This is a genomic window from Pseudomonas sp. JV245A (genome assembly GCF_032424515.1).
In the GTDB taxonomy this organism is placed as follows: Bacteria; Pseudomonadota; Gammaproteobacteria; order Pseudomonadales; family Pseudomonadaceae; genus Aquipseudomonas; species Aquipseudomonas protegens.
In genome coordinates this window covers 1-14,146 of the sequence record NZ_VYKE01000137.1, presented here as the reverse complement: position 1 = coordinate 14,146, position 14,146 = coordinate 1, and the positions used below count along the sequence as shown (strand labels likewise).

At 64.5% G+C, this 14,146-nt stretch carries 13 protein-coding genes and 1 pseudogene; 13 read left to right on the top strand and 1 reads right to left on the bottom strand.

Going from position 1 to position 14,146, the window contains the following annotated elements:
* From F6S12_RS25400 to trxC, 8 genes and pseudogenes are all read left to right on the top strand, one after another.
* Positions 1 to 298, top strand: a pseudogene (locus F6S12_RS25400) (methyl-accepting chemotaxis protein); the annotation flags it as partial.
* A 176-nt stretch (positions 299 to 474) separates the two neighbouring features.
* Positions 475 to 2,217, top strand: coding sequence for a potassium/proton antiporter (locus tag F6S12_RS25395; protein ID WP_077933242.1), 1,743 nt, complete (start codon positions 475 to 477; stop codon positions 2,215 to 2,217).
* Positions 2,218 to 2,279: 62 nt separating this feature from the next.
* Positions 2,280 to 5,633: a mechanosensitive channel MscK gene (gene mscK / locus F6S12_RS25390; RefSeq protein WP_011058860.1), complete on the top strand. Its 3,354-nt coding sequence runs from the start codon at positions 2,280 to 2,282 to the stop codon at positions 5,631 to 5,633.
* Between the two features lie 49 nt (positions 5,634 to 5,682).
* Entirely contained in the window at positions 5,683 to 7,146 is a 1,464-nt protein-coding gene (gene selO / locus F6S12_RS25385) for a protein adenylyltransferase SelO (RefSeq protein ID WP_077933241.1), read from the top strand.
* A gap of 174 nt (positions 7,147 to 7,320) precedes the next feature.
* Positions 7,321 to 7,761, top strand: coding sequence for an IgaA/UmoB family intracellular growth attenuator (locus F6S12_RS25380; protein ID WP_015633891.1), 441 nt, complete (start codon positions 7,321 to 7,323; stop codon positions 7,759 to 7,761).
* 82 nt (positions 7,762 to 7,843) lie between these two features.
* Positions 7,844 to 8,788: a hypothetical protein gene (locus tag F6S12_RS25375; RefSeq protein ID WP_315869441.1), complete on the top strand. Its 945-nt coding sequence runs from the start codon at positions 7,844 to 7,846 to the stop codon at positions 8,786 to 8,788.
* 26 nt (positions 8,789 to 8,814) lie between these two features.
* On the top strand, positions 8,815 to 9,765 hold the full coding sequence (locus F6S12_RS25370; protein ID WP_230493584.1) for a hypothetical protein: 951 nt from the start codon (positions 8,815 to 8,817) through the stop codon (positions 9,763 to 9,765).
* 99 nt (positions 9,766 to 9,864) lie between these two features.
* A complete protein-coding gene (gene trxC / locus F6S12_RS25365) occupies positions 9,865 to 10,299 on the top strand; it encodes a thioredoxin TrxC (RefSeq protein WP_015633888.1) in 435 nt (144 codons plus the stop codon).
* A 51-nt stretch (positions 10,300 to 10,350) separates the two neighbouring features.
* On the opposite strand, the gene F6S12_RS25360 is transcribed toward trxC, so the two are convergent.
* The gene (locus F6S12_RS25360) at positions 10,351 to 11,121 is read right to left on the bottom strand and encodes a ParA family protein (RefSeq protein ID WP_011058854.1); all 771 of its coding nucleotides are present in this window, start codon (positions 11,119 to 11,121) and stop codon (positions 10,351 to 10,353) included.
* A gap of 345 nt (positions 11,122 to 11,466) precedes the next feature.
* Here F6S12_RS25360 and F6S12_RS25355 point away from each other — a divergent pair, with 345 nt between their 5' ends.
* Genes F6S12_RS25355 through F6S12_RS25335 form a run of 5 tightly spaced genes read left to right on the top strand, consistent with a single transcriptional unit; the run spans position 11,467 to position 14,030 of the window.
* A complete protein-coding gene (locus tag F6S12_RS25355) occupies positions 11,467 to 12,186 on the top strand; it encodes a beta-ketoacyl synthase chain length factor (RefSeq protein WP_011058853.1) in 720 nt (239 codons plus the stop codon).
* Positions 12,162 to 12,983 (top strand): lysophospholipid acyltransferase family protein, encoded by an 822-nt coding sequence (locus F6S12_RS25350; RefSeq protein WP_011058852.1) that lies wholly within the window; start codon positions 12,162 to 12,164, stop codon positions 12,981 to 12,983. Before F6S12_RS25355 ends, F6S12_RS25350 begins: the two co-directional genes overlap by 25 nt.
* Positions 12,952 to 13,224, top strand: a complete 273-nt coding sequence (locus F6S12_RS25345) for a phosphopantetheine-binding protein (RefSeq protein WP_011058851.1) — start codon at positions 12,952 to 12,954, stop codon at positions 13,222 to 13,224. Before F6S12_RS25350 ends, F6S12_RS25345 begins: the two co-directional genes overlap by 32 nt.
* Positions 13,225 to 13,233: 9 nt before the next feature.
* On the top strand, positions 13,234 to 13,488 hold the full coding sequence (locus F6S12_RS25340; RefSeq protein ID WP_011058850.1) for an acyl carrier protein: 255 nt from the start codon (positions 13,234 to 13,236) through the stop codon (positions 13,486 to 13,488).
* The gene (locus F6S12_RS25335; protein ID WP_011058849.1) at positions 13,485 to 14,030 is read left to right on the top strand and encodes a membrane protein; all 546 of its coding nucleotides are present in this window, start codon (positions 13,485 to 13,487) and stop codon (positions 14,028 to 14,030) included. The genes F6S12_RS25340 and F6S12_RS25335 overlap by 4 nt, the downstream gene beginning before the upstream one ends.
* The last annotated feature ends 116 nt before the right edge of the window (positions 14,031 to 14,146 follow it).

Genomic DNA, 14,146 nt, shown 5'->3' with positions numbered 1-14,146 from the left:
TTCCATGCGCAACAGCACCGAACGCGCCGAATCGACCCTGAATATCGCCCGGGGTGCCGGCCTGTCCCTGGACACCATCAACAGCGCCATCATCGAGATCAACGAACGCAACCTGGTGATCGCCAGCGCCGCTGAAGAACAGGCCCAGGTGGCCCGGGAAGTGGACCGCAACCTGGTGAACATCCGCGACTTGTCGGTGCAGTCCTCCACCGGTGCCAACCAGACCAGTGCAGCCAGCAACGAGCTGTCGCGCCTGGCCGTGGACCTCAACGGCATGGTTGCCCGCTTCCGCCTCTGAAACACCCCGCCAGCCCTGGATGGCGCCGGTAAAACGGCGCCGGAATTCGCACCTGGGGAATCCGCCACTGTCGCCAAAAGCTTTTTGACAGTGGCGTATTTCAACAGGTTAGAATCGCTGGCACGCAGACTGCATGGTCAGCCTGCGCCCGCCTTTTTCGCCCTGGAGTACTGCCTTTGAATGCGACGACCATCAACAGCCTGTTCTTGATCGGCGCGTTGCTGGTAGGTGCGAGCATTCTGGTGAGTTCACTTTCATCGCGCCTGGGCATCCCGATCCTGGTGATCATCCTGGCCGTGGGCATGACCGCCGGGGTGGACGGCGGCGGCATCATCTTCGACAACTACCCGACCGCCTACCTGGTGGGCAACCTGGCCCTGGCCGTGATCCTGCTGGATGGCGGTCTGCGTACCCGGGTCGCGAGCTTCCGCGTGGCCCTGTGGCCGGCGCTGTCCCTGGCCACGGTGGGGGTGCTGATCACCACTGGCCTGACCGGCATGGCAGCCGCCTGGCTGTTCGACCTCAACCTGATCCAGGGCCTGCTGATCGGCGCCATCGTCGGCTCCACCGACGCCGCCGCGGTGTTCTCGCTGCTGGGGGGCAAGGGCCTCAACGAGCGGGTCACCGCCAGCCTGGAGATCGAATCCGGCAGCAACGACCCGATGGCGGTGTTCCTCACCGTAACCCTGATCGACATGCTCGCCAGCGGCCACACCGGCCTGCACTGGAGCCTGCTGACGGACCTGATCCGCGAGTTCGGCATCGGCGCGGTGATCGGCCTGGGCGGTGGCTGGCTGATGTTGCAACTGGTCAACCGCATCCACCTGGCCACCGGCCTGTACCCGATCCTGGTGGTGGCCGGCGGCCTGGTGGTGTTCGCCCTGACCAACGCCCTGCACGGCAGCGGCTTCCTCGCCGTGTACCTGTGCGGCCTGGTAATCGGCAACCGCCCGGTACGCAGCCGCCACGGCATCCTGCACATGCTCGACGGCATGGCCTGGCTGGCACAGATCGGCATGTTCCTGGTGCTGGGGCTGCTGGTCACCCCCCACGACCTGCTGCCCATCGCCCTGCCGGCCCTGGGCCTGGCGCTGTGGATGATCCTGTTCGCCCGACCGCTGTCGGTGCTGGTGGGCCTGGCGCCGTTCAAGGCCTTCCATGGCCGGGAAAAGGCCTTCATTTCCTGGGTCGGACTGCGCGGTGCGGTCCCGATCATTCTCGCGGTGTTCCCGCTGATGGCCGGGCTGCCCAATGCCCAGCTGTACTTCAACCTGGCGTTCTTCATCGTCCTGATCTCGCTGCTGGTGCAGGGCACCAGCCTGCCGTGGGTGGCCAAGTGGCTGAAGGTGACGGTTCCACCGGAGCCGGCACCGATCTCCCGGGCGGCCCTGGAAGTCCACGTCACCAGCGAGTGGGAGCTGTTCGTCTACCGCCTGGGGGCGGAGAAATGGTGCATCGGCGCCGCCCTGCGGGAGCTGAAAATGCCCGAGGGCACGCGCATCGCCGCACTGTTTCGTGGCCAGCAACTGCTCCATCCGTCGGGTAGTACGGTGCTCGAAGCCGACGATCTGCTGTGCGTGATCGGCCATGAACACAACCTCCCGGCCTTGGGCAAACTCTTCAGCCAGGCTCCGGAACGCGGCCTGGACCTGCGCTTCTTCGGTGACTTCGTGCTCGAGGGCGATGCCCAGCTGGGCGCGGTCTCGGCGCTCTACGGGCTCAAGCTCGACGGCCAGGACGCAGACATGCCGCTGGCCGCCTTCATCGCCCAGAAGGTCGGTGGTGCACCGGTGGTCGGCGACCAGGTGGAATGGAACAACACCATCTGGACCGTGGCCGTGATGGACGGGAACAAGATCGGCAAGGTCGGCGTCAGATTCCCCGAAGGAAGTCGCCCCGGCCCCGGACTCTTCCTCTAAACTGCGGAACGCGTCAGCCCCCGGCATGGCGCCCCCTATTCCTACTTGCTTGACCGACCTCTATGCCTATCCTGCGTAAATTTTTCGCTGTTGCCCTGCTGGGCCTGAGCCTCTCTGTCGGCGCGGTACAGGGCGGTGACCCGCCCAGCGCCGAGGCGGTCCAGCAGAGCCTGGACAAGATCGCCGAGCGCAAACTGCCGGAGGCCGACCAGAAGGCCCTGCAGACCCTGCTGCAGAACACCCTGAACCAGCTGGCCAACAAGCAGAACTATGAGCAGCGCCTGAGCGATCTCAAGCAGCAATTGAGCAATGCCCCGCGCCAGACATCGGAAAACCAGCGCGAACTGGCCCGCCTGAAAGCCAGCAAAGTGGTCCCGGTGATCCAGCGCTACGGCTCGTTGCCGGTATCGCAGCTCGAACAGCTGCTGACCGAGCGCACCAGCCTGCAGGGCGACCTGCAAAAGGCCCTGGCCGACGCCAATACCCTGGACATCACCGCCCAGACCCGCCCCGAGCGCGCCCAGGCGGAGATCAGCAGCAGCCAGACGCGCATCCTGCAGATCAACGCCGCACTCAAATCCGGCAAGGACGGCGGCAAGCTGCTCAGCGCCGACCAGCGCAACCTGCTCAACGCCGAGCTGGCAGCGATCAACGCGCTGATCCCCCTGCGCCGCCAGGAACTGGCCGGCAACAGCCAATTGCAGGATCTGGGCAGTAGCCAGCATGACCTGCTGATGGAAAAGACCGCGCGCCTGGAGCAGGAAATCCAGGACCTGCAGACCCTGATCAACCAGAAGCGCCTGGCCCAGTCCCAGGAAACCGTGACCCAGCAGTCCATCGAGGCGCAGAAGGCCGGGAGCAGCAGCCTGCTGGCCACCGAGAGCGCCAGCAACCTCAGGCTCTCCGACTACCTGCTCAAAAGCACCGACCGCCTCAACGAACTGACCCAGCAGAACCTGCTGACCAAGCAGCAGCTGGACAGCGTGACCCAGAGCGATGCGGCCCTGGACGAGCAGATCAACGTGCTCAAGGGCAGCCTGCTGCTGTCGAAGATCCTCTATAAACAGAAGCAGGCCCTGCCGCGCCTGAAACTGGACCGCGACCTGGCGGACGAAATCGCCGACATCCGCCTCTATCAGTTCGAAGTCAATCAACAGCGCGAGCTGCTGGGCAGCCCCAGCACCTACGTCGACAACCTGCTCAAGAACCAACCCCCGGAACAGGTCACGCCACAACTGCGCCGGACCCTGATCGATCTCGCCATCACCCGCGCCGACCTGCTGGAACGCCTGAACCGCGAGCTGAGCGCGCTGCTCAATGAATCCATCACCCTGCAGTTGAACCAGAAGCAGCTGCTCAGCACCTCCCAGAGCCTGCGAGCGACCCTCGACGAGCAGATGTTCTGGATCCCCAGCAACAAGCCGCTGGACGCCGAGTGGCTGCAAAGCGTCCCCGTGCGCCTGGAGCGCCAGGTCACTACCCTGCCCTGGGCCTCCAGCCTCAGCGAACTGACCGACGGCCTGGCCCAGCGGCCACTGCTGTTCCTGCCCCTGGCGCTGCTGTTCGGCGCCCTGCTGTGGCGGCGCAAGGCCCTGTATGCGCGCCTGAACAAGGTGCACAAGGACATCGGCCATTTCAAACGCGACAGCCAGTGGCACACACCACTGGCGATCTTGGTGAACATCCTCCTGGCGATGCCGGTGACCCTGGTCCTGGCCCTGTGCGGCTACGCCCTGCAGATCGACGCCCGTGGGCAGAACGCCAACCTCGGCGCCGCGCTGCTGCAGATCGCCCAGGCCTGGCTGGTGTTCTATACCGCCTATCGGATCCTCGCCCCCGGCGGCGTGGCGGAACTGCATTTCCGCTGGGAAAAACCCCAGGTGGAATTCCTCCAGGGCTGGGTCCGCCGCCTGGGGCTGGTGGTCCTGGCACTGGTGGCCGTGGTGGCGGTGGCCGAGCACCAGCCCGCAGCCCTGGCCGAGGACGTGCTGGGCATCGCCGTGGTGCTGACCTGCTATGCACTGATGGCCTGGCTGCTGAGCCGCCTGCTGCTGAGCAGCCCGACCCACCAGAACACCTCGCTGTTCCGCAAGGCCGTGGGCGTGCTCTTCACCCTGCTGCCGATCGCCCTGTTCATCGCCGTGTGCTTCGGCTACTACTACACCGCCCTGAAACTCAGCGACCGGCTGATCAACACCCTGTACCTGCTGATGTTCTGGCTGGTGATCGAGGCCACCTTCGTCCGCGGCCTGAGCGTGGCGGCCCGGCGCCTGGCCTACCAGCGCGCGTTGAGCAAGCGCCAGGCCGCCAAGGAAGCCGGGGAAAGCGGCGAGGCGGTGGTGGAAGAGCCGACCCTGGATATCGAGAAGGTCAACGAGCAATCCCTGCGCCTGATCCGCCTGGCCCTGCTGGGCGGCTTCATGGCGGCGCTGTACTGGGTATGGGCAGACCTGATCACGGTGTTCTCCTACCTGGACAACGTCACCCTCTACGAATACACCAGCGGCACCGGCGCCAACATGAGCATGGTGCCCATCAGCATCGGCGACGTCATCGGCGCGCTGATCATCGTCGGCATCACCTTCGCCCTGGCGCGCAACCTGCCTGGCCTGCTGGAGGTACTGGTGCTGTCCAAGCTGGACCTGGCCCAGGGCAGCGCCTATGCCACCACCACCCTGCTGTCCTACGCCATCGCCGGGATAGGTTTCGTCGCCACCCTGTCGACCCTGGGGGTCAGCTGGGACAAGCTGCAATGGCTGGTGGCCGCCTTGTCCGTGGGCCTGGGCTTCGGCATGCAGGCGATCTTCGCCAACTTCATCTCCGGCATCATCATCCTGTTCGAGCGCCCGGTACGGATCGGCGACACCATCACCATCGGCAACCTGTCGGGCACCGTGAGCAAGATCCGCATCCGCGCCACCACCATCACCGACTTCGATCGCAAGGACATCATCGTCCCCAACCAGACCTTCATCACCGGGCAGTTGATCAACTGGTCGCTGACCGACACCATCACCCGGGTGACCCTCAAGCTCGGTGTCGACTACGGTTCGGACCTGGACCTGGTCAAGGAACTGCTGCTCAAGGCCGCCCGGGAGAACCCGCGGGTCCTCAAGGAGCCGGAACCCCATGTGTACTTCCTGAACTTCGGTGAAAGCACCCTGGACCATGAGCTGCGCATGCACGTGCGCGAGCTGGGGGACCGCAACCCGGTGGTCGACGAGGTCAACCGCTTCATCAACCGCGAGTTCAAGAAACAGCACATCAACATCTCGTTCCGGCAGATGGAGGTCTACCTGAAGAACCTCCACGGCCAGGAATACAAGATGGTGCCCATCGAACCCGAGGCCAAGACCATAGTCCCGGTGGCCGAGGGCAAGCCGCTGCAGGAACCGCCGGCCAGCAAACTCGACTAAGGCCTCTTTCCCCAGCAGAATACTCGGACATTCTGCTGGGAGATGGCCGTTGAAAGCCCTCGACGAACTGACCTTCGACAACCGCTTCGCCCGCCTGGGCGACGCCTTCTCGACCCACGTACTGCCCGAACCCCTCGACAACCCGCGGCTGGTGGCCGCCAGCCCTGGCGCCATGGCGCTGCTGGACCTGGACCCGGCCGTGGCCGAAACCCCGGTGTTCGCCGAACTGTTCGGCGGGCACAAGCTGTGGGCCGAGGCCGAGCCCCGGGCGATGGTCTATTCCGGGCATCAGTTCGGCTCCTACAACCCGCAATTGGGGGACGGCCGCGGGCTGCTGCTGGGCGAGGTCTACAACCAGGCGGGAGAACACTGGGACCTGCACCTGAAGGGCGCCGGCCAGACGCCCTATTCGCGCATGGGCGATGGCCGCGCGGTGCTGCGCTCGTCGATCCGCGAATTCCTTGCCTCCGAGGCCCTGCATGCCCTGGGCATTCCCAGCAGCCGCGCACTGTGCGTGATCGGCTCGGACACTCCGGTATGGCGCGAGAAGCAGGAGCGCGGGGCCATGGTCCTGCGCCTGGCACCGAGCCATGTCCGCTTCGGCCATTTCGAGTATTTCTACTACACCAAGAAACCCGAGCAGCAGAAGCAGTTGGGGGAGCATGTGCTGGCCCTGCATTTCCCCGAGTGCCAAGAGCTGCCTGAACCCTATCTGGCGATGTTCCGCGAGATCGTCGAGCGCAATGCCGAGCTGATTGCCAAATGGCAGGCCTATGGCTTCTGCCACGGGGTGATGAACACCGACAACATGTCGATCCTGGGCATCACCTTCGACTTCGGCCCCTTCGCCTTCCTCGACGATTTCGACGCCCACTTCATCTGCAACCACTCGGACGATCAGGGGCGCTACTCCTTCAGCAACCAGGTACCCATCGGCCAGTGGAACCTCAGCGCCCTGGCCCAGGCCCTGACCCCGTTCATCAGTGTCGAGGCGCTGCGCGAAAGCCTGGGCCTGTTCCTGCCGCTGTACCAGGCCCACTACCTGGACCTGATGCGCCGGCGCCTGGGCTTCACCCAGGCCGAGGACGACGACCAGAAGCTCGTGGAACGCCTGCTGCAACTGATGCAGAACAGCGGCGTCGACTACAGCCTGTTCTTCCGCCGGCTGGGGGAGCACGCCCCGGAGCAGGCGCTGGCACGGCTGCGGGACGACTTCGTCGACCGCAACGGCTTCGACGCCTGGGCCGGGCTGTACCGGGAACGGGTCGCCCGCGATCCGATCCAGGGCCAGGACCTGCGCCGCGCGCGCATGCACGCGGTCAACCCGCTGTACATCCTGCGCAACTATTTGGCGCAGAAGGCCATCGACGCCGCAGAAGCCGGGGACTACAGCGAAGTGCGCCGCCTGCATCAGGTGCTGAGCCGGCCTTTCGAGGAACAGCCCGGCATGGACAGCTACGCCGAACGCCCGCCGGAGTGGGGCAAGCACCTGGAAATCAGCTGTTCGTCCTGAGTCGGGCGAAGCTGTCCATCGATACCTTCAAGCCCTAGGCCAACCTGCGGACCTGCCGCAGGTTGAGCAGGCGCTTGCCGTCCAGCACTGGCTCAACCTGGGATTGCGCATGGACCCACCACTGACGGGCAGGGATAATGCGCGCCCTGATTTCCAGTACCTGCAAGGATGCACATGAACCTGTTCTTCACCCTGGCCACCCTCGCCCTGGCCGTCTTCAGCCTGGTGTCGGTCGTCATCTACCTGAGCCGCCGCGCCAAGTACCGCATGAACCTGCAGGACCTGCACCTGCACGGTAAGGCGCACCGCAGCATTACCCAGGCCGAACTGGACGAGCTGGCCAAACAGACCGCCAGCCTGCAACGCATCCAGGGCAGCGGCGGCATGTCCTACAAGCCGATCAGCGACAGCGTCTATCTGATTAGCGGCGGCACCGCGAGCGACGGGCTGGAACTGCAGGTCCAGTCGGTGAAACACATGTCGATCGCCGGTATTCCCGTGGAATTTCCCTTCCCGATGGAAAGCTTCCTGGCCGACAACAACCAGGCCGAAGTGGTGATCGCCAAGAAGTTCGCCGTGGTCATCGGCCTCAACGGACATCGCCTGGCCCAATGACGCACTGGCGGCCTGGCTGCCACCTTCACCGCTCGCCCATGCCCCGAGCCCTGCCACCATCGCTGCCCTGCAAGAGTCCGCCATGAAACGTCGCTACCTGCTGCTGTTGCCCCTGCTGCTGTCGCTGGCCGGGTGCAAGGAAGACTTCGCCACCCTGCACTTCCAGGAGTCGGTGCGCTCCGACCCCAAGGCCGGCCCGCAATACTCCGACCAGTTTGTGCACGAGGCGTACAAACACAGCATTTACACCGCGCTCGGCGCCCAGGGCCTGGACCCGGACGCCATCGCCCTGGAGCGGGACCAGGAGGACGACAAGGTCATTCACCTGCGCCTGGTGGACTACTCCCTGAGCCCGGAACAACGGGGCAGCCTCAAGGCCATCCTCGAACAGGTCGTCAGCGCGCGAAATGCCAGCTCGATGAACCTGCGCCTGGAGCTGGACAACGCCCATGCCAAGGTCACCCCTTCCGGCACCAGCGACCTGCCGGACAACATCGACGCCACCCTGGCGTTCGAGCCGGAGTTCGGCATGCTGCTGGACCGCAGCTACGAAGACAGCATGCAGGCCATCGTCAACGCGAGCGAAATCGAAGGCCCGGTCAGTTGCAAGATCACCGCGCGCCTGGCCATGCCCTGGCCCTTGAAACTGATCGCCTACGAAGCCCTTGAACAGGACAACAGCGAGCGCGGCCTGATCTCCTTGCTGACCCGCGGCGGCAGCATTGCCAAGGTGCCACTCAAGGTACATTTCGATGACCCGGACCTGAACCGGCTCCTGCAGCACAAAACCGTCCAGGCCTGGCCATCCAGCTCGAAGATCACCCGGCCCGCCCCGGTGCCCCTTGACGAATTCGCCATCGTCATCGGCTCCATCGGCGTCCAGACCCTGACCTCGGCCCTGGCCTTCGACACCCGCAAGGACGAGCTGCAAGCGCTGTGCGACCAGAAGATGCAGGCCCTGGGCCGGCCGTTCACCTTTCACATGGGCCGGACCCTGGATCGCCTGACCAGCGTCGATTACCGCTAACAGCCACTATGCGACGAGGATTTCCATTGAACCGACGTCTCTCCACTGCCGCCCTCTTGCTGATGCTGCTGACCGGCTGCAAGCAGACCTACCTCACCCTGCATTTCCAGGAAGAAGTGGGTAACCCCCAGCAGGCCCGGATAGTGCCGTACTTCGCAGAGGCCATCACTCAGATGGCCGCCGGGATCGGCATCGAACCCGACGCCATCGGCCTGGAAATGGACCGCAAGGACGACAAGACCCTGCATATCAGCCTGGACAGCAGCGTGCCCGAACCCCAGCGCCAGCGCCTGCAAGCGCTGTTCAGCGAAATTGTCGAGGCACGCGCAGCCGGCACCTTCGAAGCCGTTCTGGAGATCGCCCCGCAAACCGGGAGATACACCACCCCCGAGTACCGCAAAAGGGCCATGGCCTTGCCGCGACGCTTCTCCCTGGCGCTGGAGCCGGTGAAATACGCCGACGTGCTGTTTCATTACTCGATGGAGGAGTTGATCAGCGGCAAGCTCGCGGCCACCGGCACGCCCAACGAGGCGTTCTGCCAATACCAGGCCACCCTCCAGGCGCCGGGCATGCCGTTCAGCCAGATGGGCAGCAAGGCCGGTAGCGGCACAGGGGATTACAACGTGTATCTGGAGTGGAAAGACGGCAAGCGCGAACCGGCGCAATACTTGTTCGGCAACATCACTTTCGCCAACCCCACGCTCAACCAGATGCTGTTCGACAACCGCATCCAGCTGTCCGCGATCAAGACCTCCTGGGACACGCGAGCGGACCGCCGGGCCGACCGCGTCGGTTTCAGCGTCGGCTCCCTGGGCCTGCAGTACCACGAGGACGGGGAGATTTCCCCGTTGCAACACATCGGCTTCATGGGCAGGTGCGAGGGCATGGCCATGGCGCTGGGGCGGCCCTTTACCTTCTACATCGGCCGCTCCATGGACCGCCTGGTCAGCGTCGAACTGGCCCCGCCCAGCGCATGAGCCCTGGAGCCGCAACGGCTCCAGGCCGACCGCTGCGACTTGATATTGCCCCCGGGCGCCGCCATCTAAGGCGCTCTACCCTGTTTGCGGAGCCCGACCATGTCCGACCCACTGCTGATCCCCTGCCCGCACTGCAACGGCCTCAACCGCATTCCCGCCGAGCGCCTGGGGGACCACCCCAAGTGCGGGCGCTGCAAGGCCGAGGTCTTGCTGAGCAAACCCTTTGACTTGAAACAGGGCGACTACGCCAGCCAGATCAAGGGCGACCTGCCGTTGCTGGTGGATGTGTGGGCAGACTGGTGCGGGCCGTGCAAATCCTTTGCGCCGGTCTTCCAGCAAGCCGCCGCGCAGCTCAGCGGCAAGTGCCGCCTGGCCAAGCTGGACAGTGAAGCCAACCCGCAGCTGGCGGGGCAATTGGGGATTCGCTCGATCCCCAGCCTGATTCTGTTCAAGAACGGTCGGGAAGTAGCCCGGCAAAGCGGCGCCTTGCCACTGCCGCAATTGTTGAGCTGGCTGCGCAGCCAGGGGATTTGACGCAGCGCCAAGAGCCGCAGGCCAAACCCTGCGCTCATGGCCTCTTGAGGGTCAGGCGTTTTCCAGCAGGTTGTGCAGGTCGACGAATTGCTGGGTCAGCTTGTGTCGTGGGTCCAGGTGGATCAGCGGCATGCTGGCCTGGTGGGATTCACGCATGCGCACCGAGCTGCCCAGGTACACCGGCAGCACTGGCAGGCCCTCGCTGATCAGTTCGTCGAGCATCTGCTGCGGCAGGCTGGCCCGGGCCTGGAACTGATTGACCACGATGCCCTCGACCTCCAGCCCCTCGTTGTGGTCTTCCTTCAGCTCTTCGATCTCCGCCAGCAGGCCGTACAGGGCCTGGCGGGAAAAACTGTCGCAATCGAAGGGGATCAGCACACGATCAGCGGCGATCAGCGCCGATACCGCGTAGAAATTCAGGGCCGGCGGGGTATCGAGGTAGATCCGGTCGTAATCCTCGGCCAGTTCGTCCAGCAATTTGCGCAGCTTGTTGATCTTGTGCTTGGCCTCAAGCTTGGGCTGCAGGTCCGCCAGCTCGGCGGTGGCCGTGATCACGTGCAGGTTGTCGAAGGGGGTCTCGTAGATATCCACCTGGTTTTTCTTGGCGAATGGTCCGGACGACAGGGTTTGCTTGAAAAAATCGGCAATGCCCATGGGAATGTCCTCGCCGGTCAGGCCGGTGAGGTACTGGGTCGAGTTGGCCTGGGCATCCAGGTCCACCAGCAAGGTGCGATAGCCCTCGCTGGCGCTGACCGCCGCCAGATTGCAGGCAATACTGGATTTGCCCACGCCACCTTTCTGATTGAACACCACACGCCGCATGTCTAGACCTCCCTGTATCAAAGATCATCGAGTGTAGTAGGCCACGCGGCCCCTTAGCTACCTTGCTGTCACACAGATTTTCCTTGCCCGCAGCCCTGGCACAAACACCGGGCAATGTCGGCCCCGAGGCCGACCTGGGACTGAAAGACTTCAGATAGTGGCAAAAAGACACCTCGCATCGCGTCGGATTTTTCGCTTTTGCGACCAACAGGCCAAGGAGCATTTGCTACAAGCCAGTCGCACCGGGATAATGCGCGCCACTGACGCCTTCGCGTCACTCAGGCCAATCGCCGATCGAAGCGATATGCCGCGTCAAGGAAGCCCGCAGGGGCGGGATGAAATCAAGTGATCAAGTTCAACATCGCTCAATGGCGTGCGTGGGCCCCTGGGCTCGAAAGCGTGGACGCCTGGCAGGCCTGGAGCCGTCAACCGGCCCTGCCTGAAAACAGCGATGCCGCCCCCGATGTGTCCTTTCTCCCCGCCATGCAGCGACGCCGTCTCAGCCGCCTGGCGCGCATGGCGTTCAGCGTCGGCTGGCCCCTGGCCGAGGGCCTGGAACAACTGCCGCTGGTGTTCATCTCCCGGCATGGCGAAACCCCGCGCACCTTCGAGATTCTCAGCGACCTGGCCGCCGAGCAGCCGTTGTCGCCCACCCAGTTCAGCCTCTCGGTACACAACGCAGTGATCGGCCTGTGGTCGATCATGCGCGGCGAAACCAGCGAAATGACGGCCCTGGCCGCTGCCGGCGATGGCCTTGAGCATGGCCTGCTGGAGGCGGCCACGCTGCTGGCCGACGGCGCCCCCCATGTACTGCTGGTGATCACCGAGGAACAACCGCCCGAGGCCTATGCCAGCTGGATCGACGACGTGCCGTTCCCCTATGCCCTGGGCCTGCTGCTGACCCCCGGCGACGACTGGCAGTTGTCCCTGGGCAGCCATGACGGTCAAACGCCCAGGGCCCAATGGCCCCACGCCCTGAATCTGCTGCGTACCCTGCTGGGCGCGCAGACCTTTTGCCAACATGCCTGGATGAATCGTGTATGGACCTGGCAACGCAACCACTGAGCGCCAAGGGCCGCAATGCCTACTACTGGCGCCTGACGGCCACGGCGCTGAGCTTTGCACTGTTCGGAATAGGTGGTTTGTGCCTGCGCCTGGTGATTTTCCCCCTGCTCGCCTGCCTGCCCGGCGACGCCCAGCGCCAGCGCCAGCGGGCGCGCAAGACCGTCAGCCGGCTGTTCTGGCTGTTTATCCGCTTCATGGCCAGGAGCGGCGTGCTCACCTATGAGGTCCAGGGCGCCGAGCGGCTCGGGCGACCGGGGCAGATGATCATCGCCAACCACCCCTCGCTGATCGACGTGGTGTTCCTCATCGGCCTGGTCCGCGACGCCAACTGCGTGGTGAAGCAGAGCCTGTGGAACAACCCCTTCACCCGCGGCCCGGTGCGCGCCACCCAGTACATCAGCAACGACGGCAGCATGGACATGCTCGACAGTGCCTGCGGGGCGCTGCAAGCAGGCCAGACCCTGATCGTCTTTCCCGAGGGCACCCGCACCCAGCCGGGTGCCGCTCCGGCCTTTCATCGGGGAGCGGCGGCCATTGCCCTGCGCGGTGCGAAGATCATCACCCCGGTGGTGATCCGGGTCAGCCCCAGCACCCTGACCAAGGCCGAACCCTGGTACCGCATCCCGCAACGCCGTGTGCACTTCAGTTTTCACGTCGGTGCCGATATAGACCCACAGACCTTTGCAGCCCAGGGCCCGGCGCCCCAGGCTTCGCGCAAGCTCAATGAGCACTTGCACCATTTTTTCATTAAGGAGCTCGCCAGAGATGAGCGATACACACCCGGACCTGATGCTTGAAATCAAACTGCTGATCATCGACGCCCTGGGCCTCGAAGACATCAGTGCCCAGGACATCGGCAACGACCAGACGCTGTTCGGCGAAGGCCTCGGCCTGGACTCGGTGGATGCCCTGGAGCTGGGCCTGGCGATCCAGAAGAAGTACGGCATCAAGATCGACGCCGACGCCAAGGACACCCGCAACCACTTCAGCAACGTGGCGAGCCTTGCGGCGTTCGTCACTGCAAAACAGGCAGCTTGAGAACCGACCATGCAAACCCGTGACGATATCTTCAACACCCTGCGCGATGCCCTGGTCGAGCTCTTCGAACTGGAGCCCGAGCGCGTCAGCCTCGAGTCCAACCTGTACGAAGACCTGGAAATCGACAGCATCGATGCGGTCGACCTGATCGACCACATCAAGCGCCAGACCGGCAAGAAAATCGCCGCCGAGGAATTCAAGTCGGTGCGCACCGTCAACGACGTGGTCGAGGCGGTCTACCGTCTGGTCCAGCCGGCCGCATGAGCCGGCTGATCGGCCTGGGCTTGTTGCTGGCCGGCCTGCTCTACCCCTTCGCGGTGTACTTCGGCATGGAGCATTTCGCTCCGTGGCAGTTCGGCCTGCTGCTGGGCGGCCTGTGGCTGGCCCGGGCGCTGACCGGCGAACGCCGCCCCGGCAGCCTGTGGATGGCCATTGCGGCGATCGCGTTCTGCCTGCTGCTGGCCTGGTTCGACAACCCGGCGCTGCTGCGCTGGTACCCGGTGCTGATCAGCGCCTTCATGCTCGGCCTGTTCGGCCTGAGCCTGAAATACGGCCCCCCGGTGGCAGAGCGCCTGGCCCGCATCAGCGAGCCGCAATTGCCGGAAAAGGCCATACGTTATACGCGCCAGGTGACCGTCGCCTGGAGCGTGTTTTTCCTCTGTAACGGAATGCTCGCCGCGGCCCTGACCCTGTGGGCGCCGCTGAGCTGGTGGACGTTGTACAACGGCCTGATCGCCTACGGGCTGATGGGCCTGCTGTTTGCCATTGAATGGCTGTTACGACAACGGGTAAGAGGCCGTAGATGAACTGGATTCCCCTTGAGCAGCTGTTGCTCAAGCTACATACGCCGCGAGCGGTCAGCGCCGCGCCGGCCATCGACCTGGGGGCCGTGCAGGAACAGGCCCTGAGCCTGGCCGCTGCC

What these genes read in the sequence shown, in the direction of transcription:
- mscK (WP_011058860.1), top strand. Translation starts at nt 2,280, where the DNA reads ATGCCTATCCTGCGTAAATTTTTCGCTGTTGCCCTGCTGGGCCTGAGC.
- F6S12_RS25380 (WP_015633891.1), top strand. Translation starts at nt 7,321, where the DNA reads ATGAACCTGTTCTTCACCCTGGCCACCCTCGCCCTGGCCGTCTTCAGC.
- F6S12_RS25375 (WP_315869441.1), top strand. Translation starts at nt 7,844, where the DNA reads ATGAAACGTCGCTACCTGCTGCTGTTGCCCCTGCTGCTGTCGCTGGCC.
- trxC (WP_015633888.1), top strand. Translation starts at nt 9,865, where the DNA reads ATGTCCGACCCACTGCTGATCCCCTGCCCGCACTGCAACGGCCTCAAC.
- F6S12_RS25360 (WP_011058854.1), bottom strand. Translation starts at nt 11,121, where the DNA reads ATGCGGCGTGTGGTGTTCAATCAGAAAGGTGGCGTGGGCAAATCCAGT.
- F6S12_RS25350 (WP_011058852.1), top strand. Translation starts at nt 12,162, where the DNA reads ATGGACCTGGCAACGCAACCACTGAGCGCCAAGGGCCGCAATGCCTAC.
- F6S12_RS25345 (WP_011058851.1), top strand. Translation starts at nt 12,952, where the DNA reads ATGAGCGATACACACCCGGACCTGATGCTTGAAATCAAACTGCTGATC.
- F6S12_RS25340 (WP_011058850.1), top strand. Translation starts at nt 13,234, where the DNA reads ATGCAAACCCGTGACGATATCTTCAACACCCTGCGCGATGCCCTGGTC.
- F6S12_RS25335 (WP_011058849.1), top strand. Translation starts at nt 13,485, where the DNA reads ATGAGCCGGCTGATCGGCCTGGGCTTGTTGCTGGCCGGCCTGCTCTAC.